Genomic DNA, 24360 nt, shown 5'->3' with positions numbered 1-24360 from the left:
AGGTCACTTCACGACCGCGGCGGCGAGCTTGGACAGCGGCTCAGCCAGGGCGTTCACCGCGTCCGAGAGCTCCTTGCGCTTGTCCTTGCCGACCTTGTCGTAGGAGACGAAGTCGTACGAGGTCTTGTCGGTGCGGTAGGTGTCGAGGAGCTTCTCCAGCGCCGCGAACTGCTTGTCGAGCTCCTGGGCGAGCGCCGGGTCGTTCTTCTGCGCGACGGGCTTGAGCAGTTCGTACGCCTTCTGCGCGCCCTCGACATTGCCCTTGAAGTCGACCAGGTCGGTGTGCGCGTAGCGGTCCTCCTCACCGGTGACCTTGCCGGTGGCGACCTCGTCGAGGAGCTCCTTGGCGCCGTTGGCCATGGAGGTGGGGGTGATCTCGGCGGTGCCGACCCGCTTCTGCCAGTCCTCGAGGTCGGTCAGCAGCTGGTCGGCGAGGGTCTTCTCCTCGGCGCCGATCTTCTTGTCCGCCCAGAGGGCCTTCTCGAGGCGGTGCCAGCCGGTCCACTTCTGGCCGTCCTCCAGGCCGTCCGCACGGACGTCGACCTTGGGGTCGATGTCACCGAAGGACTCGGCGACGGGCTCGGTGCGCTCCCAGCCGAGGCGGGAGATCGCATAGGCCTTCTTCGCGGCCTCCAGGTCGCCGGCCTTGATCGCCTCGACGAAGGTCTTCACCCGGGGCAGCGTCTCGTCGGCCTGCTCCTGCGCATACCGGCGGTAGTCGGCGACGGCCCGGTCCAGCTTCGGGTCCCGCTTGGCGACCGTGCCCCCGGTCGCCTTGACCTCCTGGCGGATCCCGTCGCCCTTCATCCCGGGCTTGCAGGCGATCCGGTAGTCGCCCGCCTTCACCTCGGCGGTGATCCGCTGCTTGGTGCCGGGGCCTATGTTCTCGCGCTCGGCGACGATCCGGTCGTCCGGGAAGAGTACATAGACCTCGGTGACCTTCGAGCCCTTGTTCTCGATCGCCAGCTCGATGTGCCCGGCCGGGAACTCCTTCTTCGACACCTTGCAGGCGTCGTCCGACGCCGTCACCTGGATGACATGGTCGCCGCTCTCGGCCCCGCTCTTCGTGGTGCAGGCCGTGAGGGCGGTCAGAGCGGCCACGGTGGCCGCGGCGGTGACGACGGGGAGTCGGACGGCTCGCATGCGTGCTCCAGAAGGCGGTATTGGTGAGGCTTGCCTAACTTACCTGAGCCTTACCTATCTCAAACCCGCCCGGACTGTGATTCGGCTCCCATGGAGAGATCACAGAAACGACTTGATCACGACAAGGTAAAGCGGACGCCAACAACTCTCAAAAGAGAGGTCAAGTCGGACGCGGGCGGCCCCGGCTCCCGTCCCGCGCGGGGCCCGCTCCCCGGGGGGCTCCGCCCTGAACGCCCCCGGCGCCTCGTGATGCTTCAATGCCCCGGTGACTGACTACGACGTGCTGCGCGTCTTCTGCGGGCCGAACGGTGGATACGGCAATGAACTCGGTGTCGTCCGCGACGGTTCGACGGTCCCGGAGCGCGAGGACCGGCAGCAGCTCGCCGCCAAACTCGGCTTCAGCGAGACCGTGTTCGTCGACGACCCCGAGCGCGGCGTGATCGACATCTACACCCCCACGCTGCGGCTGCCGTTCGCCGGGCACCCCTGTGTGGGCACCGGCTGGCTGCTCGACGTGCCCGAACTGGTCACCCCCGCCGGGGTGGTGGGCGCCCGGTCGGACGGCGAGTTCAGCTGGATCGAGGCCCGCCCCGAGTGGGCACCGCCGCGCACTCTGCGGCAGTACGCGACGGCCGCCGAGGTCGACGCACTGACGGTGCCGCCGGCGGGGGAGTGGCTGTATGCCTGGGCCTGGGAGGACGAGGCGGGCGGCCGGGTGCGCGCCCGGGCCTTTCCCGGCCGCGACGACGGCATCGACGAGGACGAGGCGACCGGAGCCGCGGCCCTGCTCCTCACGGCCCGCCTCGGCCGCGCCCTCAACATCCGCCAGGGCAAGGGCTCCCAACTGCTGACCGCGCCCCAGCCGGAGGGCTGGATCGAGGTCGGCGGCCGGGTCGCACTGGAACGCTGAGCCTCAGCCCAGCTGCGCGACGAAGACGGAGAACGAAAGAGCCCGCCCTGCGGGGAGGGCGGGCTCTTCGGGTGGTGCGGCCGGGCTCAGGGGAGGGTCAGGATCTCCGCTCCCGTGTCGGTGACCACCAGGGTGTGTTCGAACTGGGCGGTGCGCTTGCGGTCCTTGGTGACCACGGTCCAGCCGTCGTCCCACAGGTCGTACTCATAGGTGCCGAGGGTGAGCATGGGCTCGATGGTGAAGGTCATGCCGGGCTGCAGCACCTGGGTCGCGTGCGGGCTGTCGTAGTGCGGGACGATCAGACCCGAGTGGAACGACGAGTTGATCCCGTGCCCGGTGAAGTCCCGTACGACGCCGTAGCCGAACCGCTTGGCGTAGGACTCGATGACCCGGCCGATGACATTGATCTGGCGGCCGGGCCTGACGGCCTTGATCGCGCGCTCGAGGGACTCGTGGGTGCGCTCCACCAGCAGCCGGGACTCGTCGTCCACGTCCCCGACGAGATAGGTGGCGTTGGTGTCGCCGTGGACGCCGCCGATGTACGCCGTCACATCCAGATTGATGATGTCGCCGTCGCGCAGGACCGTGGAGTCGGGGATGCCGTGGCAGATGACCTCGTTGACCGAGGTGCACAGGGACTTGGGGAAGCCCCGGTAGCCCAGGGTGGAGGGGTAGGCGCCGTGGTCGCACATGTAGGCGTGCGCGACCCGGTCCAGCTCGTCCGTGGTGACCCCGGGCGCGATGATCTTCGCTGCCTCCGCCATCGCCCGCGCCGCGATCCGCCCGGCGACGCGCATCGCCTCGACGGTCTCGGGCGTCTGCACCTCGGGGCCGTCATAGCGGGACGGTCCCGGTTTGCCGACGTATTCCGGGCGGCGGATGTTTCCGGGGACGGAACGGGTGGGAGACAGCTCTCCTGGTACGAGCAGCGACTGGCCAGACATGTCAGCGAGTCTAACCAGCGGGGGTGCGGGAACATGGTTCCTGGGGAAAGGAGCGCCTGATGGCTCTGTTCAAGAGGCGGGCGGCCGGGAAACCGGGCGAGTGGTACTACTGCCTGGTCCACCAGAAGGTGGAGGAGGGGCCCGAGTGCCCCGCCAAGGACCGCTTCGGTCCGTATGCGACCCGCGAGGAGGCGGGGCACGCGATGGACATCGCGCAGGAGCGGAACGAGGAGTGGGAGACGGACCCCCGCTGGCACGACGCCCCCGCGGGGGAACGGGACGAGGGCTGACGACGGCCGAGGAGCGGCCGGGGCGGGCGGGCGCCCTCAGCCCGCCGTCCCCGTCCGCTGCGCTCTCAGCCGTAGCGCATGCTCATCGGTGCGGGCGTCGTAGCGCATCAGTCCCGGCAGGCACAGCGCCAGCAGCGCCACCGCGCCCGTGCACAGCAGACCGCCCGCCCAGACGGATGTGCGGACACCTCTCCATGCCGCCATTCCACCCGAACGGACCTGGCCCAGCTGGGGGCCGACCGAGTACGAGAGCAGTTCGATGCCGGCCAGCCGCCCGCGCAGCTCGTCGGGGATCGTCTGGTTCCACATGGCGCCCCGGAAGATCCCGCTGACCATGTCGCAGCAGCCGGCCAGGGCCAGGAACAGCAGCACCAGCCAGACGTTCCGCACCAGGCCCGCCGCCGCGATCGCCAGCCCCCACCCGGCCGCCGAGAGGACCACCATCCGCCCGTGCCGGTACACCCGCGAGGTCCATCCGCTGGTCAGTGACACCAGCAGCGACCCGGCCGGAATGCTGGCGTACATCAGCCCGAGCGCCCAGGCGGCATGCAGCTCGTCCGCGAGGAACGGCAGCACCGCCAGCGGCATCGCGAAGAGCATCGCGGTCATGTCGACGACATAGGTGCCCAGGAGTTCCTTGCGGCCCCAGGCGTACCGCGCGCCCTCCGCGATCGACCGCAACGAGGGCTTCGCGGCCTGATGGGAGGCGGGGGACGCGGCCAGCCGCAGACAGAGCAGGAGCGACACCGCGAACGTCACCGCGTCCGCGCCGTACGCCGAGCCGAGCCCCGCGTAGGCGACCACCACACCCGCCAGGGCGGGCCCCGCGACCCCGCCGACCGTCCAGCGCAGCGAGTTCAGCGCGGCGGCGGCCGGCAGGTGGTCGTGCGCCACGATGCGCGGGAAGAGGGAGTCGAGGGCCGGGCGCTGGACCGCCCCGAACGCGGAGGACAGGGCCGCCACGACATACAGCGGCCAGATCTCCGGCTCCGGCAGCAGCGCGTTCACCAGCAGCACGACCGAGAGCAGCCCTTGCCCGGTCTCGGTGGCGAGGATCAGCTTCCGCTTGTCGTGGGCGTCGGCGAGCGCCCCGCCGTACAGGCCGAAGACGATCAGCGGTATGAGCTCCACCGCGCCGACCGCGCCCACGGCCGCCGCCGAGCCGGTGAGCTCCTTGAGCTGCACCGGCACGGCGACAAAGGTCAGGAAGGTGCCGAAGTTGCTGATCAGCCCGGCCAGCCACAGCCGACGGAAATCCACCGAGGCGTGCCAGGGAGCGAGATCGGGGAGCAGGGCGCGCAGCCGGGAGCCCCGGGCGGACACGGAGCGGGCGTCGTCGGGAGGAGGGGCACCCTCCGGTGCCGCGGACGCCGTGGGCGTCGGCGCGGGGGAGGCGGGGGCGTTGTCGGTCACGGCGGGCCATGATCAGCGGCCTCCCGCTTTCCGGGCAACCGGTTTTCGGCGGCCGCCGCTCCGCCCGGTCGCCGGGGCACGTCTCGCGACGGCGCGCTTCGCCCGGTGTCCTCGGGTGCGGAGCCCGCCGTAACCGGGCGCACCCGGGGCGGAGTTCACGCCCGGTGCGCCCGACCGGGGAGTGCCGGGTGGTGTTTCCCGCCATCGCTCGTACCTGGGCGGTGCCCGGGGCCGGGGCGCACGTAGGGTCGGCTCATGACCACTAACGACAGTGCACCCAAGGCCCCCGCCAAGGACCCCTGGGACCTTCCCGATGTCTCCGGACTCGTCGTCGGCGTGCTCGGCGGTACCGGGCCGCAGGGCAAGGGCCTCGCCTACCGGCTCGCCCGGGCCGGCCAGAAGGTGATCATCGGCTCGCGGGCCGCCGAGCGGGCGCGGGCCGCCGCCGAGGAGATCGGCCACGGTGTCGAGGGCGCCGACAACGCCGAGGCCTCACGCCGCAGCGACCTGGTGATCGTCGCCGTGCCGTGGGAGGGCCACGGGGACACGCTCCGGTCCCTGCGCGCGGAGCTGGCCGGAAAGCTCGTCGTGGACTGCGTCAACCCCCTCGGCTTCGACAAGAAGGGCGCCTATGCGCTCAAGCCGGAGGAGGGCAGCGCCGCCGAACAGGCCGCCGCGCTGCTGCCGGAGTCCCGGGTCGCCGCCGCATTCCACCATCTGTCCGCGGTCCTCCTCCAGGACGCCGGGGTCGAAGAGATCGAGACCGATGTCATGGTCCTCGGCGAGGAGCGCGCCGATGTGGAGATCGTGCAGGCGCTGGCCGGCCGCATCCCCGGAATGCGCGGCGTCTTCGCGGGACGGCTGCGCAACGCTCACCAGGTCGAGTCCCTGGTGGCGAACCTGATCTCCGTCAACCGCCGGTACAAGGCGCACGCCGGTCTCCGGGTGACCGACGTCTAGCGGGCCGTGGGCATGGGGGACACTGGACGCCGTACGAGCACACCGTCCGTCCGTCAGGAGCCGACCCCCATGCCCCGTCTCGCCCTCTACACCCTCACCGTGTGCCTGCTCGCCGTCGCGGCGGCCGTCGTCTCCTTCGTCCAGGGCAACTGGCTGGGGATCGTGTGGGTGCTGCTGGCGGGCCTGACCTCCAACATGACCTGGTACTACATCCGCCGCGACCGCGCCCGGCAGACCTCGGTCACGGGCTGACGCACAGGTCCGGGGTGTGCTGCCAGAAGCGGTACAGCGTCTGGCCGCAGTAGCCGTGCAGATCGTCGATGCCCAGGGTGTTCAGCAACGAGTGGACGACGTCGAAGAAGGTCCGGTTCACCTCCGGCATCCACAGGACCGCGAACACCAGCAGCAGCCCGAACCCCGCGAACGGCTCCAGCTGGCGCTTCACCCCGTACGGCAGCCAGGGCTCGATCACCCCGTACCCGTCCAGGCCCGGCACCGGCAGGAAGTTCAGGATGGCGGCCGTCACCTGGAGCAGCGCCAGGAACGCCAGCGCGTACTGGAAGCCCAGCGGCACACCGTCCAGCGCGTGCAGCCAGAACGGGGCCGTGCACACCACGGCGAACAGGGCGTTGGTCAGCGGACCCGCCGCCGAGATCAGGCTGTGCCGCCAGCGGCCCCGGATCCGGCTCCGCTCGATGAAGACCGCGCCGCCCGGCAGACCGATACCGCCCATGATCACAAAGATCACCGGCAACACGATGCTCAGCAGCGCATGCGTGTACTTCAGCGGGTTCAGCGTGAGATACCCCTTGGCGCCGACCGTGATGTCGCCGCCGAGCAGGGCGGTGCGCGCGTGCGCGTACTCGTGCAGACAGAGCGAGACGATCCACGCCCCCGTCACGAACAGGAACACGGCGAGACCGGGCCGTGCGGCGAAGCCGGTCCAGGTGGCCCAGCCGGTGACGCCGGTCACGGCCAGGATCCCGACGAAGACGGGGCTGATCCTCCGGTCGCTGGGCCGGGTCGCGGCGGTGGTCATGGGGCTCCTTGGGCTCGTGCCGGTGCGAGGGCCTGCCCGACGGTACCGGGCGCACCCGGAAAACGCCTCGCCGACGGAGCCGGGTTCCATGGAAGCTGGGGCGTTCCCGAACGGGCCGTCCTTCCCCCGCGACCGGAGAGAATGAATCCCGTGCGCTATCGCATCCTCGGTACCACCCAGGCGTTCCGCGCCGACGGCACGTCCGTCCCGGTCGGCGGGGCCCGGCTGCGTGCCCTGCTGACCGTGCTCGCCCTGCGGGCCGGCCGGGCCGTGCCCGCCGCCCTCCTCGTGGACGAGGTGTGGGGTGCCGACCCGCCCGCCGACTCCACCGGCGCCCTGCAAGCGCTGGTGGGGCGGCTGCGCCGGACGCTCGGGGCGGACGCGGTGGAGTCGGCGGACGGCGGCTACCGGCTGGCCGCGGCGCCGGACGACATCGATCTGCACCGCTTCGAGCGGCTCGCCGGAGAGGGCCTCGCCGCCCTGGCCGACGGGGATCCCGCGAAGGCGGCGGCCGTCCTCGACGACGCGCTCGCCCTGTGGCACGGGCCGGCCCTCGCCGACCTCCCGGACCGCGGGGCCGAGGCGGCCCGCTGGGAGACCCACCGGCTCGACGCCCGCCGCGCCCGGCTGACCGCGGCCCTCGCCCTGGGCCACGGCGAGCGGCATCTGCCCGAGCTGACCGCGCTGTGCGATCTGCACCCGCTGGACGAGCCCCTCCAGGCCCTCAGGCTGCGCGCGCTGCGGGACGCGGGCCGCCCGGCGGAGGCCCTGGCCGCCTACGAGGACGTACGACGGCTGCTGGCCGACCGGCTCGGCTCCGACCCGGGGCCCGAACTGCGGTCGCTGCACGGGGAGCTGCTCGGCGCCCCGGAAACCCCGTCGTCGGGCGCCGCGCCCCGCCCCCCGGTGGCCCCGGCCGAGGAGGCCCCGCTCGCACCGCCGCCCTCCGGCAACCTCCGCGCCCGCCTCACCTCCTTCGTCGGGCGGGACACCGACATCGACACCCTGCGGGCCGATCTCACCGCCGTACGGCTGGTCACCCTGCTGGGGCCCGGTGGTGCCGGGAAGACCCGGCTGTCGCAGGAGGCCGGCGAGTCCGTGGCGCCCACGGTCCGGGACGGTGTGTGGCTGGCCGAGCTGGCGCCGGTCGACGACCCCGAGGCGGTGCCCGAGGCCGTGCTCACCGCGGTCGGGGCCCGCGAGACCGTGCTGCGCGGCGCCGGCGCCGAGGAGATAAGGGCCGTCGCCGACCGCCACGACGACCCCCTGCTCCGGCTCGCCGAACACTGCGCGCGCCGCCGGATGCTGCTCATCCTCGACAACTGCGAACATGTCGTGGACGCCGCCGCCCGGCTCGTGGAACACCTCCTCCAGCGCTGCCCCGGACTGACGGTCCTCGCCACCAGCCGGGAACCCCTCGGCGTACCGGGGGAACTGCTGCGCCCGGTCGAGCCGCTGCCGCAGCCGTATGCGCTGAGACTCTTCGCCGACCGCGGCACCGCCGTCCGTCCCGGCTTCCGTGTCGAGGACGACCCCGAGGCCGCCGCCGAGATCTGCCGCCGCCTCGACGGACTGCCGCTCGCCATCGAGCTGGCCGCCGCGCGTCTGCGGATGCTGTCGCCGCGGCAGATCGCGGACCGGCTGGACGACCGCTTCCGGCTGCTCACCTCCGGAAGCCGCACGGGGCTGCCCCGGCAGCAGACCCTGCGGGCCGTGGTCGACTGGTCCTGGGACCTCCTCGACGAGGACGAGCGCGCGGTGCTGCGCGGACTGTCCGTCTTCTCCGGCGGCTGCGACCTCACCGCGGCCGAGGCCGTCTGCGGGCCCGTCGCCCTGGAGGCGGTCGGCTCGCTCGTCGACAAGTCCCTGGTGACGGCGGCCCCCTCGGGCGACGGCCAGATGCGCTACCGGCTCCTGGAGACCGTCGCCGAGTACGCGGGCGAGCGGCTCGACGAGTCCGGCGAACGACCCGGCACGGAGCGCGCCCACCTCACGTACTACCGCGAACTCGCCCGGACCACCGATCCGTTGCTGCGGTCGTCGGGGCAGCGGACGGCGTTCGAACGGTTCCAGGTGGAGTACGAGAACCTGCGCACCGCGCTGCGCCGTGCCGTCGCTCTCCGCGACGAGCAGGAGGCGCTCTGTCTGCTGCTCTCGCTGTCCTGGTACTGGCAGATGCGTGATCTGCGCACCGAGACCCGCACCTGGTGCGAGGCCGTCGTCGAACTGGGCCCCGACCCCTTCGCCGCGCCCGCCCGGCCGGTGCCGGACCTGCCCGAGGCCTGCATCGACAGTCCGCCGCCGATGCGCCCCGAGGTCCTCGAAGAGGCCCGCCGCGGTGCCCATCTGCTCCATCTCGCCACCCTGGACATGGACGTCCGGACCTGGGACACCCCAGAGGGCCGGGAGAAGCTGAAAATCATCAGCGCGACCTACCGACCCGGCCAGCCGCAGACCTGCCGGATGCCCGGGTCCCTGTGGTTCTTCACCGTGCTGCTCGTCGACGACTGGGACCGGATGCGCGCGGCCATCGACGAGTCGGTGCGCACCTGCCGCGAACTCGGCTACACCTGGGAGCTGGCCCAGACCCTCCAGACGCGGGCCAACTTCCTCGCCAACCGCAGCCACTGGGCCGGGGAGGCGACCAGGGACGCCGACGAGGCGCTGGAGATCTTCCAGCGGATCGGGGACATCTGGGGCGTGGCCGAGGCCCTGTCCGCCCGTGGCGAGGCCCATGAGAACAGGGGCGAGTACCTCCTGGCCGCCGCGGACTACGAGGCGGCCCGGGAGTACGCCGAGCGGCTCGGCGCCCGCGCCCAGACGTCCGTGCTCACCGCCCGTCTCGGCAACGCGCTGATCGACGCGGGGCAGGGCGAGCGCGGGGAGCGGCTGCTGCGCCAGGTCCTCGACGAGGGGAGCGGACTGTCCCTGGACGCCCTGCCGTTCGCCCGGATCTTCCTGGCGCTCTGGCTCAGCCGCACCGGCCGGATGGCCGAGGCGCGCCACCAGGTCCGGTCGCTGCGCGAGGACTTCGGGACGTTCCCGTTCGTGGTCTTCGAGGGCTTCATCTCCGGCCTGGACGCCTGGCTGGACACGCTGGAGGGGCACCATGAGGAGGCCCTGGCCCATGTGCGCGAGGCGCTGGCGCGGTCCGCGGAGACGATGCTGGCGGTGGTCGCGCCGCATATGGCCTCCATGCATCTGACGACCGCCGCGCTGGCGCTCAACGGCCTGGACGGTGGGCGGCGCGCCCGGGACGCGGCCCGGTGTCTGGGCGCCGCCGACGGCCTGCTGCCGACCTATCACGTCCGCAACCCGATGGAGCGCGAGGCCCGGGCCTCGGCGGAGGACAGGGCCCGGGCGATGCTGGGCGACGCGGCGTACGAGGCCGCATACGCGGAGGGCGGCGCGCTCTCCCAGGAGGAGGCCGCCGCCCTCGTCTGACAGGGAACCGGCGTCGCCCCGCCGGACGCCGGTTCAGGTCAGCTCTTGGTGGTGAACTTGCGGATCGCGATCGGCGCCATCACCGCGGTGATCACGGCCGACCAGATCAGGGTCACCAGCACGCTGTGGCTCGCCGGATGGTCTCCGTTCATCAGGGCGCGGGCGGCGTCCGCCAGGGTGGACAGCGGGTTGTACTCCGTGAACGCCTGGAGCCAGCCCGGCATGGTGGAGGGCGGGGAGAAGATCGACGAACCGAACTGCAGCGGCATCATCACCAGGAACCCCATGGCCTGGATGGCCTGGGCACTCTTCATCACCACACCCATGGTCAGGAAGATCCACATGATGGAGGAGCCGAAGACCATCGACAGGCCGATCGCCCCGAACAGCCCCGGGACGCTGGAGATGGACAGGCCCAGTGCGAAGCCGACGGCGAGCAGGATCGCCGTGGCGACCAGCATCCGGCCGATCTCGACCGTGATCTTGGCGATCAGGACCGAGGAGCGGGCGATCGGCAGGGACCGGAAGCGGTCCATCACACCGGTCTGGAAGTCCTGGTTGAAGCCGGTGCCGACGGCCATGGCGATGTTCATGCCCATCATGGCCATCAGTCCGGGCACCACATAGTTGACGTACACGTCCTGGTTGCCCTTGCCCGCGATCGCGCCGCCGAAGACGAACACGAACAGCAGGGTGAAGACGACCGGCATCAGAACCGCGTCGAACATGGACTCGGGGTCCTGGCGGATCCACAGCAGATTGCGGCGGACCAGGGCGCCGATATGACGCAGATGGTTCCGCAGGCCCAGTCGGCCCTCACCGTCGGCGACGGGCGCGGACGGTCTCCGCGCGGGGGCGGCGGGCGGCGCCTCGTCCAGGGTGGCGGTGGCGGGGGAGGGACGGGTGCTCATGCGGCGACCTCCTCATGGGTGGGCGACGGGTCCTGCGGGGCACTGGCCTTGTGGCCGGTGAGCGACAGGAACACCTCGTCCAGGCTGGGCAGTTCGGTGGCGATGGCGGCCAGGGTGATGCCGCGGGCGGTGAGCGCGCCGACCACCGCGGTCAGCTGCTCGTCGCTGAGGATCGGGACCAGGACCGTGCCGGTCTCGGCGTCCACGGTCGCCCGTCCGGCGCCGGTGAGGCCGAACTCGTCGAGCGCGGAGGCGGTCGGGCGCAGCTCCAGCGGGTCCGCGGGGCGGATGCGCAGGGTGCGGCCGCCGACCCGTGCCTTGAGGTCGTCGATGCGGCCGCCGGCGATGACCTTGCCGCGGTCGATGACGGTCAGCTCGGAGGCCAGCTGCTCGGCCTCCTCCATGTACTGGGTGGTGAGCAGCACGGTGGCGCCCTCGGCGACCATCCGCTTGACCTCGGTCCACACCTCGTTACGGGTGCGCGGGTCCAGGCCGGTGGTCGGCTCGTCGAGATAGAGCACGGCGGGGTGCCCGATCATCGAGGCGGCGAGGTCCAGCCGCCGCCGCATGCCGCCGGAGTACGTGGACGCCGGGCGCTTGGCGGCCTCGGTGAGCGAGAACCGCTCCAGCAGCCCGTCGGCCCGGGCGCGGCACTCCTTGCGGGGCAGATCCAGGAGGCGGCCGATCATGTACAGGTTCTCGAAGCCGGAGAGCTTCTCGTCGACCGAGGCGTACTGGCCGGTGAGGCCGATCACACGGCGCGTCTGCCGCGGCTGCCGTACGACGTCGTAGCCGGCGACCGTGGCGTGGCCGGCGTCCGGGGTGATGAGGGTGGACAGACAGCGGACGAGGGTGGTCTTGCCGGCGCCGTTCGGCCCGAGCACACCGAGGACGGTGCCCTCGCGCACATCGAGGTCGACGCCGTCCAGCGCCTTGGTCTCGCCGTAGTGCTTGACCAGCCCCCGTACGGTGACGGCCGCGTCCGGTGCGGCGTCGTCGGGATGGTTGTCGATTCGCGTCATGCCACCAAGGTGCCAGCCACCACCGACAAACCACCGACAGCCCCCCGACACCGGCTGAACTCCCACCGACGATTCCCCCACACCACCGGCTCGCCGGCGTCCGACGGTCACCGGCCATTCCCGCGACCCACGCGCCGAACGCGCGATGCCCCGCCGGCATCCGACGCCCCCGACCATTCCCCCACGACCACCGCAACCATCAATTGAGCAACCACGACGGCGAGCAACCAGGTCCGCGAAAGCGGCGCCGGTTTAGGCGCAAAAAGCGCAGCCCGCCGGTGGGGGAAGACCGGCGGGCTGCCGCGCCCCGTGGGAGGGGCGCCCGTAAGGGGTGCGGGGAATCGCACGGCCCGGCGGCGATCGACCGCCGCACCCCGGGGAAGGCTCAGTGGACGGAGTGCTCCTCCCGCGGGAAGGTGCCGCCCACCACGTCCTCGGCGTACGCCTTGGCCGCGTCGCCGATCACCTGGCGCAGGTCCGCGTACTGCTTCACGAACTTCGGCACCCGGCCGCCGGTCAGGCCCAGCATGTCGGTCCACACCAGGACCTGGGCGTCCGTCTCCGGGCCCGCGCCGATGCCGACCGTCGGGATGTGCAGCACCCGGGTGACCTCCGCGGCCAGCTCCGCCGGGACCAGTTCCAGGACGACCGCGAACGCGCCCGCGTCCTGCACCGCCTTGGCGTCCCGCAGCAGTTGCTGGGCCGCCTCCTCGCCGCGGCCCTGCACGCGGTAGCCCATGGAGTTCACGGACTGGGGGGTCAGTCCGATGTGCGCCATGACGGGGATGCCGGACTCCACGAGCAGCCCGATCTGTTCGTGCGAGCGCTCGCCGCCCTCCAGCTTCACCGCGCCGACCCCGGCCTCCTTGACCAGACGGGTGGCCGAGCGCAGCGCCTGCACCGGGCCCTCCTGGTAGGAGCCGAAGGGCAGGTCGCCGACGATCAGGGCCCGGCTGGTGCCGCGTACGACCGCGGAGGCCAGCATGGTCATCTCGTCGAGGGTGACGGGTACCGTCGTCTCGTATCCGAGGTGGCAGTTGCCCGCCGAGTCGCCGACGAGCATCACCGGGATCCCGGCCTCGTCGAACACGGAGGCGGTCATCGCGTCGTAGGCGGTGAGCATCGGCCACTTCTCGCCGCGTTCCTTGGCGGTGGTGATGTCGCGCACGGTGATGCGGCGGGTGCTCTTGCCTCCGTACAGCGCCTTGCTGCCGTCGGAGGGCTTGAGCGTGCCTTGCGGGGGCTGCTTCTGGGCAGCGGGAAGCTGCGTCATCGCATGTGCTCCTTCTGTCATCTCGAGGCGCCCTGACGGCGTCCCCGGACCACCCCCATGGTGGCACCTCGTGCCAGGCGCGGCTAGTGCGGGGCGGCCCCGAGGCCCGCGCCCGTGCGGTGCGGGGCAGGTGTCCGGCCGGTGCGGGGCGACCGCTCAACCCAGCGGTGCGGGCCCGCGTCTTGGAGCACGTGGCGGCCATCCGGCGGCCACCGGACCGGTCCTCAATGTCTCCGTAAAGGATTCCGATACGAGACCGTTCCGTATCGAAATCCATTTAGGATCCCTGCCATGACTACTGCTGCCCCTGTCGAACGGCGGGTGCCCGAGGCGGTGCACCGGCGCCGATGGGCCATCCTCGGCGTGCTGATGCTCAGCCTGTTGATCGTGGTGCTCGACAACTCCATCCTGAACGTCGCCATCAAGACGATCTCCACACCGGCGCCGACCGGGCTGGGCGCCACCCAGAGCGAGCTCGAGTGGGCCATCAACTCCTACACGCTCGTCTTCGCGGGGCTGCTGTTCAGCGCGGGTCTGCTGGGCGACCGCCTGGGCCGCAAGAAGGTCCTGCTGGCCGGTCTCGCCGTGTTCGGCATCGGGTCGGCGCTCGCCGCCGAGTCGGGTTCACCCGTTCAGCTCATCGCCTTCCGCGCCGTGATGGGTCTCGGCGCCGCCTTCGTCATGCCCGCCACCCTCGCGGTCCTGATGAACGTCTTCGAGCGCGACGAGCAGCCCAAGGCCATCGGCATCTGGGCCGGCGGCGTCGGCCTGGCCATCGCGATAGGCCCCATCACCGGCGGTGTGCTGCTCGACCACTTCTGGTGGGGCTCGGTCTTCCTGGTCAATGTGCCGATCGTGATCCTCGCCCTGGCGCTGATGATCTGGCTGGTCCCGGACTCCCGCGACCCCAGCCCCGGCCGGATCGACCCCATCGGCGTCGTCCTGTCGGTCGTCGGCCTGGTGCTGCTCGTCTACGGCATCATCAAGGGCGGTCAGCTCGCCGACTTCACCGACCCGACGGTCCTCGCGTCCACCGGCGCCGGCCTGGTCGTGCTGGCGCTCTTCGTGGTGTTCGAGAAGCGCAGCGACCACCCGTCCATCGACATGAGCTACTTCGGCAACAAGGTCTTCTCCGCCGCGATATCCGTCATCGCGCTGGTCTTCTTCGCCCTGATGGGCGTGACGTTCTTCTCCGTCTTCTACACCCAGAGCGTGCGCGGCTACACGCCTCTGCAGACCGGCCTGCTGATGCTGCCGCTGGCCGCCGCTCAGATGATCTTCGCGCCGCGTGCCCGGCTGGTGGTCGACCGGTTCGGCATCAAGGCCACCACCACCGCCGCCATGGTGGTGATCGCCGCCATGCTCGCCGCCTTCGCCGGCCTCGAGGCCGACACGCCCATCTGGATCCTCGAGGTCATCTTCTTCCTCATGGGCACCGGAATGGCGCACATCATGACCCCGACCAGCGTCGTGATCATGCAGGCGCTGCCCCGGGAGAAGGCCGGCTCCGCGTCCGCGCTCAGCAACACCTTCCGCCAGGTCGGCGGGGCGCTCGGCATCGCGGTCCTCGGCTCGGTCCTGTCGGCCAGCTACCGGGACGCCATCCAGGACAAGCTCACCCTCCTCCCGGCGGGCGTCCGGCACACCGCGGGCGAGTCGATCGAGGCGACGCTCGGCGTGGCCGCCCGGCTCGGACCGGAGGGCAAGGCCCTGGTCTCCCCGGCCAACGACGCCTTCCTGCACGCGATGCATGTCACCGCGCTGTGGGGCTCGGGCGTGGCGGTGATCGGCGCGATCGTGGTGGCGCTCTTCCTGCCCGGGAAGCAGCCTGCTCCACAAGCGGAGCAGAAAGAGGCAGAGTTGGTGGCGGCCGAGAACTGACCGCTCGTCATGACGGGCACTCGGGGAACCGGGTGCCCGTTCTGGCGTATCGGGGGGACCATTCCGGGACAGCAAGGACGGAGTCGCACATGAGCCTCGCCGAGAGCCGACCGCAGCAGGACTGTCCCGCACGGGGCCGTCCCCGCAGCGAGGCCGTCGAACGGGCCATCCTCGAGGGAGTGATGAAGCTCCTCGAGGACGGTGTGCCCCTCGCGGACCTGTCCATCGAGCGCATCGCCCGCACCGCCGGCGTCGGCAAGGCCACCATCTACCGCCGGTGGAGCGACAAGGAGGACCTCTTCGTGGACGTCCTGCGGGCCGCCGAACCCGAGGACCCCGAACTGCCCGGCACCTCGGTGCGCGACGACTTCGTCATGCTCCTGGAGTCGCAGCGGCGGCGCGGCCTCGCCACCCGCTCCTCGGCGATCCTGCACAACGTGTACGCCCAGATGAAGAGCAGCCCCAAGATCTGGGCCGCCTATCACGCGACCGTCGTCGCCCCCCGGCGCCGGATCGGGCGGGAGGTCCTGCGCCGCGGGCTGGAGAACGGGGAGCTGCGCCGGGACGTCGACATCGACCTGCTGCACGACATGCTGGTCGGACCCATGCTCGTACGCTCCCTGCTGCGCCCCGACGCCCCGCTGGAGGAGGGACTCGCCGAGCAGATCGTCGACACCGTCCTGGAAGGGCTACGGCCTGTCAGTTCCCCCGGCGCGTAGTGCGGGTGTGCCGGTTTCGTCACAGAAGACCGCCTCGTGCCGTCGTCCGGAACCTCGGACACCGCTTCGGTCGTCGTCCTGCGCGTACCACCGCCATACGGCGGCGGGAACGAAGCCGTTCATCGCCTAGGGTCGTCACCACGGGGGACGACGGCGTGCACGGCAAGTGGTGAGGCGACGGTATGGCGCAGGCGTACATGACGGAGACGGGCGGCGGGACCGGACCGGACCGCAGAGGATCCCGGCTCCGGAGCCTGTACGAACGTCTCCGCCGCGACGGCGGCATCTGGCGTCGCGGCATCCTGACGGCCGCTCTGGCCGTGGTCGTCGCGCTGGTGATGCTGATGCACGCGCGGATCCCCAACAGCGTCGGCAACACCGGCAGTCTCGTGGAGACGTTCCTGCCCTGGTTCGGTGTGGTGTTCGTCCCGCTGCTGCTGATCCTCGCGCTGGTGCGGAGATCGGCGACCGCGCTGCTCGCCGTGCTGCTGCCCCTGGTGGTCTGGCTGAACCTCTTCGGCGGGCTGCTCGGGGACAAGACCGGCTCCGGCGGCGATCTGACCGTCGCCACGCACAACGTCAACGCCGAGAACCCGGACCCGACCGGAACCGCGCGGGACGTGGCCGCCTCCGGCGCGGATGTGCTGGCCCTGGAGGAGCTGACGGCGTCCGCGGTCCCGGTCTACGAGCAGGCGCTGGCATCGACGTACAAGTACCACTCGGTGCAGGGCACCGTCGGGCTGTGGAGCAAGTACCCGCTGAGCGGGGTGCGGGCCGTGGACATCCGGCTGGGCTGGACACGGGCGATGCGGGCCACTGTGAGCAGCCCCGAGGGAACGGTCGCCGTCTATGTCGCGCACATGCCCTCGGTGCGGGTGAAGCTGGCCGCGGGATTCACCGCGCGGCAGCGGGACACCAGCGCGGACGCGCTCGGCGAGGCCATCGCCGACGAGACGCTCAGCAGGGTGATCCTGCTCGGCGACCTCAACGGCACCATGAACGACCGCTCGCTCAACGCCGTGACCTCGCAGATGCGTTCCACCCAGGGCGCGGCGGGCAGCGGCTTCGGGTTCAGCTGGCCGGCGTCGTTCCCGCTGGCGCGGATCGACCAGATCATGGTCAGGGGCGTGCAGCCGGTGAGTTCCTGGACCCTGCCGCGCACCGGCAGCGACCATCTGCCGGTCGCCGCGCGGGTACGGGTAACCACGCCGTAACCTGCCGGAATACTGGGCCTGGCAGGCTTTGTTCCGTACGTGAACATAGCCCGGGGCGGAACGCCGCCCCGCCACCCTGAAAGGCACAGGCACTTCATGCCACTGGCCCTGCTCGCCCTCGCCGTGGGCGCCTTCGGCATCGGCACCACCGAGTTCGTGATGATGGGCCTGCTGCCCGAGGTCGCGGACGATCTGCACGTCTCCATCCCCACCGCCGGGCAACTGGTCTCGGCGTACGCCCTGGGCGTGGTGATCGGTGCGCCGCTGCTCGCCGCGGTGACGGCCCGGATGCCCCGCCGCACCGTCCTCATCGGCCTGATGGGGCTGTTCGTGCTGGGCAACGCGCTGTCCGCGCTGGCACCCGACCACCACTGGCTGCTGGCCGCGCGCTGGGTGAGCGGGCTGCCGCACGGGGCCTTCTTCGGCGTCGGCGCGGTGGTGGCCGCGAATCTGTCCGAGCCCGGGCGTAGGGCCCGTTCCGTCTCGCGGATGTTCCTGGGCCTGACGGTCGCCAATGTCGCGGGCGTGCCGGTGGCCACCCTGATGGGCCAGCACCTGGGGTGGCGGGCGACGTTCCTCGGGGTGAGCGTGATCGGCGTGGCCGCGATGGCGGCGCTGTTCCTGCTGATCCCGCACGACCACGCGCACGCCCCGACCGGGGGCCTTCGAAGCGAACTGGCGGCCCTGCGCTCCCTGCCGGTGTGGCTGGCGCTGGGCACCACGGTGGCGGGCTTCGGCGCGCTGTTCTCGGCGTACAGCTATGTGGCGCCGATGCTCACGGACGCGGCGGGCTACACGGGCGCGAGCGTCACCCTGCTGCTGGGCCTGTTCGGCGTGGGCGCCACGATCGGCAATCTGCTGGGCGGCCGGCTCGCGGACCACTCGCTGCGGGGCACGCTGTTCGGCGGTCTGGCCTCGCTGGGGGTGGTCCTGGCCCTGTTCCCCCTGCTGATGAGCACCCGCTGGAGTGCCGCCCTGGCGGTGACCCTGCTGGGCACGGCGGCGTTCGCCACCGGTTCCCCGTTGCAGATGACGGTCATGGAGAAGGCGTCCGCGGCCCCCTCGCTCGCCTCCTCGGCGAACCAGGCGGCCTTCAACCTGGCGAACGCGGGCGGTGCCTGGATCGGCGGCCTCGCCCTCGCCCTGGGTCTCGGCGTCACCTCCCCGGCCCTGGCGGGCGCGGCCCTGGCGGTGCTGGGGCTGGCGGTGGCGGGGGTCGCGTACACGGTGGACCGCCGAAGGGGTGAGGCCCCGGCGGGCCGGGAACGTGTGGTGGCGGCACACGTACCGGACCGGACGGAGCCCGTCTCCGACGAGGCGCCGGAGGGCGTCACCGGCTGACCGAGCCGGAGCCGGGAAGGGGCGCGGGCCCGGTCGTGGCGCGCGCCCCTTCGGGTACTAGTGCCGCGGCAGGCAACGTTTGCCCGTCAAGGAGCGGCGTCGTGGGGGCACCGCCCGCGCGAGCGCAGTCGAGCGTGGGGGAGCGTGCCGGGCGTCGCGACGGGGCGAACGTTGCCTGTCGGGGCACTAGGCGTGCTCGCGCCACCGGCTGGTGATCGGCAGACGGCGGTCCTTGCCGAAGCCCTTGGCCGAGATCTTGGTGCCCGGCGGGTACTGGCGGCGCTTGTACTCCGCGCTGTCGACCATCCGCAGTGTCTTCGCCACCAGGGCCGGGTCGAAGCCCGCCGCCACGATCGCGTCGGCACCCTTGTCGTGGTCCACATACAGGTCGAGGATCGCGTCAAGCACCGGGTAGTCGGGCAGCGAGTCCGTGTCGACCTGGCCGGGGCGCAGCTCCGCGCTCGGCGGCTTGGTGATCGAGTTCTCCGGGATGGGCGGGGTCTGCCCCCGCTCCTGAGCCGCACGGTTACGCCACCGCGCCAGCTGGAAGACCGAGGTCTTGTACAGGTCCTTGATCGGGCCGTAGGCGCCCACCGAGTCGCCGTAGAGCGTGGAGTACCCCACCGCCAGCTCCGACTTGTTGCCGGGCGCCAGCACGATATGGCCCTCCTGGTTGGAGATCGCCATCAGCAGTGTGCCGCGGAGCCGGGACTGGAGGTTCTCCTCGGCGAGGCCGGTCAGACCGAGCGACTCCATATAGGCGTCGAACATCGGGGCGATCGGCACCGTGCGGAAGTGGAGCCCGGTCCGCCGCGCCAGCTCCGCCGCGTCGTCCTTGGAGTGCTCGGAGGAGTACTTGGACGGCATCGACACGCCGTACACGTTCTCCGCGCCCACCGCGTCGCAGGCGATCGCCGCGACCAGCGCCGAGTCGATACCGCCGGACAGCCCGATGAGCACCGAACGGAAACCGTTCTTCACGGCATACGCCCGCAGGCCCACGACCAGCGCCGAGTAGACCTCCTCGTCGTCGTCCAGCCGCCTCGCGTGGCCACCCGTCCGCTCGGGCCCGTAGGCGGGGAGCGGCTCCTCGGACAGCACCAGGCGGTCGATGCGCAGACCGTCGTCCACATACCGTCCGTGGTCGGCCGCGCCGGGGGCGCCCGGGGTGTCCGTCCCGGCCGCGGGCAGGTCGAGGTCCAGGACCACGCAGCCCTCCTCGAACTGCGGCGCCCGCGCGATCACCTCGCCGTCCGGGGCGACGACGATCGAGTCGCCGTCGAAGACCAGTTCGTCCTGACCGCCGGTCATGGCGAGATAGGCGGTGGTGCAGCCGGCCTCCTGCGCCCGCTTGCGCACCAGTTCCAGTCGCGTGTCGTCCTTGTCCCGCTCGTACGGCGAGGCGTTGATCGACAGCAGCAGTCCCGCCCCCGCGGCCCGCGCGGCCGGCACCCGGCCGCCGTCCTGCCACAGGTCCTCGCAGATGGCGAGCGCGATGTCGATCCCGTGCAGCCGCACGACCGGCATGGTGTCGCCGGGCACGAAATAGCGGTACTCGTCGAAGACGCCGTAGTTGGGAAGGTGGTGCTTGGCGAAGGTGAGCGCGACCTCGCCGCGGTGCAGCACCGCCGCCGCGTTCTGCGGGGTGCCGGGCGGCTGCCCGTAGCGCGGCTGGGCGGTCTCCGCACGGTCGAGATAGCCGACGATCACCGGCAGCTCCCCGAGGCCCTCGTCCGCGAGGCGGGCGGCGAGTTCCCTCAGGGCCGCGCGCGAGGCCTCGACGAAGGAGGACCGCAGCGCCAGGTCCTCGACGGGGTATCCGGTCAGCACCATCTCCGGGAACGCCGCCAGATGCGCTCCCTGCTCGGCGGAGTGCCGGGTCCAACGGAGGATCGCCTCGGCGTTCCCGGCGAGATCGCCGACGGTCGAGTCGATCTGATTCAGGGCGAGGCGAAGTTGAGGCACGCGCCCAGTCTAGACGCCAGTAATCGTCAGAGCGACACAATGGGGGTGTGGGCCTTCCCACGCGGGATCCGGGGGCCGATACCCCCCTCCACGTGGTCGTGCGAGGCGACCCGGGGGCGGGCGGGACCCCGCCGCACGGCCGCGCGCCCGCCCCCCGAGGTCGGGGGACGGGCGCGCGGGATGTGGTGCGCTGCGGTCGGCCGCCGGTCAGCGGCGGTTCCAGGACTCGACGTAGCCCGGGGCGGGCGAGCCCACACCGGTCACGGCGTCATAGCCCTTCACGGCGCTCAGCGAGCTGTCCTTGCCGAGGCTGCGGACCGAGGTGGCCAGTCCGTCCGTGGCGTCGTACCCGTTGAGGTAGTCCACGCGGGCCACGGCCAGGGTGGAGTGCGTCGGGCTGTCCGTGACGTCGTGGTACACCTTCGAGCCGTACCGGGCGTAGATCGCCGGGTTGGCGAAACCGATCGCCTTGCCGCCGTGCGCCTCCTGGGCCAGAGCCTGGACGCCCGCGATCACCGGCGCGGCGAGCGAGGTGCCGCCGATGCGGTACTCGTCGTACCTCTGCGATCCGTCCGGGAAGGTCTGCGTCTGGCCGACCTTGAAACCGGTGTTGGGGTCGGCGATCGCCGCGATGTCCGGGACGACCCGGTTGCCCGCGGAGCTGTTGGCCTTGGCGAGCGAGTTCGGGACGACCCCCTTCTGGTACGAGGGCTGCGGCACGGTCCTGCTGGTGCCGCCGCCCGCGCCCGAGGTGAACGCGCCGGGGAAGCCCGCCCAGCTCCTGCCGTCGGCCGACAGCGAGGCCTTCTCGGTGCCCCAGCCGGTCTCCCACAGATAGCTGTCGCCCTTGCCGACCGCCAGCGAGGTGCCGCCGACCGCGGTCACCCAGGCGGAGTTGGCCGGGGTGTCGACCTGCTTCGTACCGGTGTTGGCGACCTCGTCGCCGTCGTCGCCGGAGGAGAAGTAGAAGCCGATGCCCTCGACCGCGCCGAACATGAAGACCTGGTCGTAGGCGGCCGCCACGTCCGGGGTCTCATTGGCCTCGATGTCGCCCCAGGAGTTGGAGACGATGTCGGCCAGACGGCTGTCGACGATCTTGCCGAGCGAGTCGAGCAGATCGTCGTCGTAGCAGGAGGCGGCACCCACATAGACGATGTCCGCCCCGGGCGCGACCGCGTGCGCGGCCTCGACGTCCAGCGTCTCCTCGCCGTACCAGCCGGCGGCCCCGCACTCCTCGGTGCGGGTGTACTTCTTCGGCAGCACCTGGCTCAGCTGGCCCTTGGCGTATCCGGCGTCGCCGTGCTTCTTGGCGTAGGTGGCCGCGTCGGAGGCGATGGTCGGCGAGGCGTAGGCGTCGGTGATGGCGATGCGTACGCCCTTGCCCGTGCGCTTGCCCGCGCCGTACGCGGCCCGCAGCTGCTTGCCCGTGTAGCCCTCCACGGCGTACGGGATCTTCGAGCCCTGGACGCTCGGCAGCGTGGTCGCGACATTGGAGCCGTGGTACGAGGAGAACGGCCCGGCGTTCTTGAACACGTCGTCCGGCGGCGGCAGCTGGTCCTTGTGGGTCGCCTTGTGCGGGGCGTTGTCCAGGCCCGTGACGGTCAGCACGGCGCCCTTGAGACCGGCGGGCGCGGAGGCCGTCCTCGACGGTGCCCGGTAGGTCCGGGAGCCCTTGGCGTAGTTGTGCAGCTGGGCGCCGAACGCCTTCTCGGCGGCGGACGCGTCACCCGTCACGGCGATATAGCGCGGCGTGACGTCGGTGATCGTCAGGCCCGCCGACTCCAGCCAGGACGTCACCGCGGCCACCTGGGCCTTGGAGGCGCCGAAACGTTGCTGCGCCTGCCGGGGAGTCAGGTACTTGCCGTACAAGGGCGATGCCGGGTCGGAGACGGCCTTGGCATAGGCGGCCAGACCGGAGGCGTCGCGGCCGGCGAGGTGGACCCGGGCGGAGATCCGGGTGCCCTTCGGGGTCGCGCCCCGGTCCGCCGTGGCCGTCGCCCAGGCGGGCTTGGTGCCCGTGAGCGTGTCCCGGCCGGGGTCGTCCGCGGCGTGCGCGGCGGGTATGCCGAACGCCAGAGCGCCGGCGAGCAAGGGCAGTGTCGCTGCCAGGCCCACTCCGGCACGCGCCGTGGCGCGGTTCGATCTCATAAAACCCCCTGCGATGCGGTTCGTCGCATGTAGCGGTCGGTCGGTGATCCGCGCAGACAACTCCGTGCGGACGGAGTGGCGAAGGGATCACGCGATGGGGGCCACTCTGGCGATGAACCGTTCATGCCAGGGGAATGAAAAGGCCAAGAAGACTTCAAGTGACCGCGATCGAGGCGGGTTTGGGCCGATTTCGGACCGGCCTCGTCCGTTACGGGCGTATGGCGATCACCGAGGCGGACCGGGGTGTGCGCGAGGGGCTCAGTGGCGGGGCGCGGCGCCCCGCTCCTTGAGCATCGTCGTCATCAGTTCGATCTCCGACCGCTGGGCGTCGACCATGCCCCGGGCGAGCCTGCGCTCCACGTCCACCGAGCACTTCGCCACACAGCCCTCGGCCATATGGACACCGCCCTTGTGGTGGTCGGTCATCAGCTGCAGATAGAAGATCTCGGCCTGTTTGCCGCTGAGCGAGTTCAGCTTCTTCATCTCGGTGTCGGTCGCCATGCCCGGCATCAGCGCGCCGTCCTCGCCGGAGGCCATGCCGCCCATGCCCATCCAGGTCATCGGCGGATCGGCGGACACCTTCGGCAGTCCCCACAGATCGAGCCAGCCCAGCAGCATGCCGCGCTGGTTGGCCTGGGTCTGCGCGATGTCGTACGCGAGCCGCCGCACCTCCTCGTCACCGGTGCGGTCGCGCACCACGAACGACATCTCCACGGCCTGCTGATGGTGGACCGTCATGTCCCTGGCGAATCCGGCGTCCGCGGAGTCGGCCGTGGGCACCTGGAGCGTGGTCCCGGTGTCCTCGGCCATCGCATAGGTGATCGCCCCGGCCGTGACCAGCGCCGCCGCCGCGGCCCCCGCGATCCAGCCGATGTGCCTCACTGCCCCAGACCCCCGGTGCACGGGGCGCCGGGCTCGGGTGTCTGGGAGCCCTGGACGAACTTCGCGAGGAAGGCGTCGACAGCGGGATCGCTCGCGCCCCGCACCGTGCGCTGATGGCCCCAGGCGGTGAGCATGACCGGGTCCTTCTGGTCCCCGACCGGGCTCATCAGCGTGTACGGCGTCCTTCTGACCTTGGCGCCGAGCGCGTCGACATCCGCCTTGGACGCCTGGCCGTTGTAGGTCACCCAGACCGCGCCGTGCTCCAGCGCGTGCACGGCGTTCATGCTGTCGATCGGCTGGGCGTAGACCTCGCCGTCGCAGTTCTGCCACGCCGGGTGGTGGTCACCGCCGACCGGGGGCTCCATGGGGTACTTCACGGTCTCGGTGGTGTGGTTGCGGGTGAGCGTGCCCGTCCAGGTCCGTACGCCGTCCGCGCCGGTGACGAAGTGGCCCGGGCCCTTCGGACCCCGGTCCTTCGCGTCCCCGCCCTTCGAGTCCTCCGGGTCCTTCGAGTCCTTCGAGTCCTTGGGGTCGCTCGCCGCGGCGGCCCCGCCGTTGGACTGTGCGTCGATGAGGACCACACCGCCGACCACCAGACCGGCGACGACCACCACGGCCGCGCCGATCGCCAGGATGCGCCCGCGGCGCTCACGGACCCGCTCGGCGCGGCGCAGCTCCTCGCTGCGCGCACTGCGCTCGGTGGCGGGGGACTTCTCGGCGGAACCCATGGCGATTCCTTCGCGGGAGGGGGCGAGGCTTCGGGACCGCTGAATCGTAGTGGGAGGGAGCGCCGGGACGGGGGAGAGGGGACCCGAACGGCCGAACATAGGGCCGTTCGGCCTATAACTTGAAGCCAAGATG

General features: G+C 71.5%; 20 protein-coding genes. 9 read left to right on the top strand and 11 right to left on the bottom strand.

Annotated features, from left to right (window positions below; all coding sequences use genetic code 11):
- Positions 1–3: 3 nt before the first annotated feature.
- A complete protein-coding gene (gene efeO / locus CP978_RS10860) occupies positions 4–1143 on the bottom strand; it encodes an iron uptake system protein EfeO (RefSeq protein WP_043439845.1) in 1140 nt (379 codons plus the stop codon).
- 265 nt (positions 1144–1408) lie between these two features.
- Between efeO and CP978_RS10855 the strand changes: the two genes are divergently transcribed.
- A complete protein-coding gene (locus tag CP978_RS10855) occupies positions 1409–2053 on the top strand; it encodes a PhzF family phenazine biosynthesis protein (RefSeq protein WP_043439844.1) in 645 nt (214 codons plus the stop codon).
- Positions 2054–2139: 86 nt separating this feature from the next.
- On the opposite strand, the gene map is transcribed toward CP978_RS10855, so the two are convergent.
- Positions 2140–2997 carry a type I methionyl aminopeptidase gene (gene map / locus CP978_RS10850; RefSeq protein ID WP_150478198.1) on the bottom strand — a complete coding sequence of 286 codons (858 nt, stop codon included), beginning with the start codon at positions 2995–2997 and terminating at the stop codon, positions 2140–2142.
- 59 nt (positions 2998–3056) lie between these two features.
- On the opposite strand from map, the gene CP978_RS10845 reads away from it, so the two are divergent.
- Entirely contained in the window at positions 3057–3287 is a 231-nt protein-coding gene (locus CP978_RS10845; RefSeq protein ID WP_150478197.1) for a hypothetical protein, read from the top strand.
- 36 nt (positions 3288–3323) lie between these two features.
- Here the strand turns inward: CP978_RS10845 and CP978_RS10840 are convergent, their stop codons facing one another.
- Positions 3324–4700, bottom strand: a complete 1377-nt coding sequence (locus CP978_RS10840) for an MFS transporter (protein WP_079162086.1) — start codon at positions 4698–4700, stop codon at positions 3324–3326.
- 255 nt (positions 4701–4955) lie between these two features.
- On the opposite strand from CP978_RS10840, the gene npdG reads away from it, so the two are divergent.
- On the top strand, positions 4956–5660 hold the full coding sequence (gene npdG / locus CP978_RS10835) for an NADPH-dependent F420 reductase (RefSeq protein WP_043439842.1): 705 nt from the start codon (positions 4956–4958) through the stop codon (positions 5658–5660).
- 12 nt (positions 5661–5672) lie between these two features.
- Positions 5673–5912 carry a hypothetical protein gene (locus CP978_RS10830; RefSeq protein WP_079162085.1) on the top strand — a complete coding sequence of 80 codons (240 nt, stop codon included), beginning with the start codon at positions 5673–5675 and terminating at the stop codon, positions 5910–5912.
- On the opposite strand, the gene CP978_RS10825 is transcribed toward CP978_RS10830, so the two are convergent.
- Positions 5902–6699, bottom strand: coding sequence for a site-2 protease family protein (locus CP978_RS10825; RefSeq protein ID WP_043439839.1), 798 nt, complete (start codon positions 6697–6699; stop codon positions 5902–5904). The genes CP978_RS10830 and CP978_RS10825 overlap by 11 nt on opposite strands.
- 141 nt (positions 6700–6840) lie before the next feature.
- On the opposite strand from CP978_RS10825, the gene CP978_RS10820 reads away from it, so the two are divergent.
- Positions 6841–10143, top strand: a complete 3303-nt coding sequence (locus CP978_RS10820; RefSeq protein ID WP_043439837.1) for an AfsR/SARP family transcriptional regulator — start codon at positions 6841–6843, stop codon at positions 10141–10143.
- 38 nt (positions 10144–10181) lie between these two features.
- Here CP978_RS10820 and CP978_RS10815 read toward each other — a convergent pair whose 3' ends face one another.
- The 3 genes from CP978_RS10815 to panB form a co-directional block, all read right to left on the bottom strand.
- Positions 10182–11054, bottom strand: coding sequence for an ABC transporter permease (locus CP978_RS10815; RefSeq protein ID WP_079162084.1), 873 nt, complete (start codon positions 11052–11054; stop codon positions 10182–10184).
- Entirely contained in the window at positions 11051–12076 is a 1026-nt protein-coding gene (locus CP978_RS10810; RefSeq protein WP_043439834.1) for an ATP-binding cassette domain-containing protein, read from the bottom strand. The genes CP978_RS10815 and CP978_RS10810 overlap by 4 nt, the downstream gene beginning before the upstream one ends.
- A 385-nt stretch (positions 12077–12461) precedes the next feature.
- Complete coding sequence (panB, locus tag CP978_RS10805) at positions 12462–13349, bottom strand: 3-methyl-2-oxobutanoate hydroxymethyltransferase (protein ID WP_043439833.1); 888 nt, start codon at positions 13347–13349, stop codon at positions 12462–12464.
- Between the two features lie 291 nt (positions 13350–13640).
- Between panB and CP978_RS10800 the strand changes: the two genes are divergently transcribed.
- From CP978_RS10800 to CP978_RS10785, 4 genes are all read left to right on the top strand, one after another.
- A complete protein-coding gene (locus tag CP978_RS10800; protein WP_052454074.1) occupies positions 13641–15230 on the top strand; it encodes an MFS transporter in 1590 nt (529 codons plus the stop codon).
- An 89-nt stretch (positions 15231–15319) separates the two neighbouring features.
- Positions 15320–15949: a TetR/AcrR family transcriptional regulator gene (locus CP978_RS10795; protein ID WP_043439831.1), complete on the top strand. Its 630-nt coding sequence runs from the start codon at positions 15320–15322 to the stop codon at positions 15947–15949.
- Between the two features lie 182 nt (positions 15950–16131).
- The gene (locus CP978_RS10790; RefSeq protein ID WP_043439830.1) at positions 16132–17163 is read left to right on the top strand and encodes an endonuclease/exonuclease/phosphatase family protein; all 1032 of its coding nucleotides are present in this window, start codon (positions 16132–16134) and stop codon (positions 17161–17163) included.
- Between the two features lie 96 nt (positions 17164–17259).
- The gene (locus CP978_RS10785; RefSeq protein WP_043439829.1) at positions 17260–18504 is read left to right on the top strand and encodes an MFS transporter; all 1245 of its coding nucleotides are present in this window, start codon (positions 17260–17262) and stop codon (positions 18502–18504) included.
- 186 nt (positions 18505–18690) lie between these two features.
- Here CP978_RS10785 and CP978_RS10780 read toward each other — a convergent pair whose 3' ends face one another.
- The 4 genes from CP978_RS10780 to CP978_RS10765 all read right to left on the bottom strand — a co-directional run bounded on the left by CP978_RS10780 (position 18691) and on the right by CP978_RS10765 (position 24227).
- Positions 18691–20469, bottom strand: a complete 1779-nt coding sequence (locus tag CP978_RS10780; protein ID WP_150478196.1) for an NAD+ synthase — start codon at positions 20467–20469, stop codon at positions 18691–18693.
- A gap of 207 nt (positions 20470–20676) precedes the next feature.
- Entirely contained in the window at positions 20677–22617 is a 1941-nt protein-coding gene (locus tag CP978_RS10775; RefSeq protein ID WP_043439828.1) for a S53 family peptidase, read from the bottom strand.
- A gap of 258 nt (positions 22618–22875) precedes the next feature.
- Complete coding sequence (locus tag CP978_RS10770) at positions 22876–23499, bottom strand: DUF305 domain-containing protein (protein WP_043439826.1); 624 nt, start codon at positions 23497–23499, stop codon at positions 22876–22878.
- Positions 23496–24227: a thioredoxin-like domain-containing protein gene (locus tag CP978_RS10765; protein WP_043439823.1), complete on the bottom strand. Its 732-nt coding sequence runs from the start codon at positions 24225–24227 to the stop codon at positions 23496–23498. Before CP978_RS10765 ends, CP978_RS10770 begins: the two co-directional genes overlap by 4 nt.
- Positions 24228–24360 lie beyond the last annotated feature (133 nt).

The organism is Streptomyces nodosus, assembly GCF_008704995.1.
In the GTDB taxonomy this organism is placed as follows: Bacteria; Actinomycetota; Actinomycetes; order Streptomycetales; family Streptomycetaceae; genus Streptomyces; species Streptomyces nodosus.
Note: the sequence above shows the minus strand (reverse complement) of the source record. Positions and strands in the feature narration are given on the sequence as shown.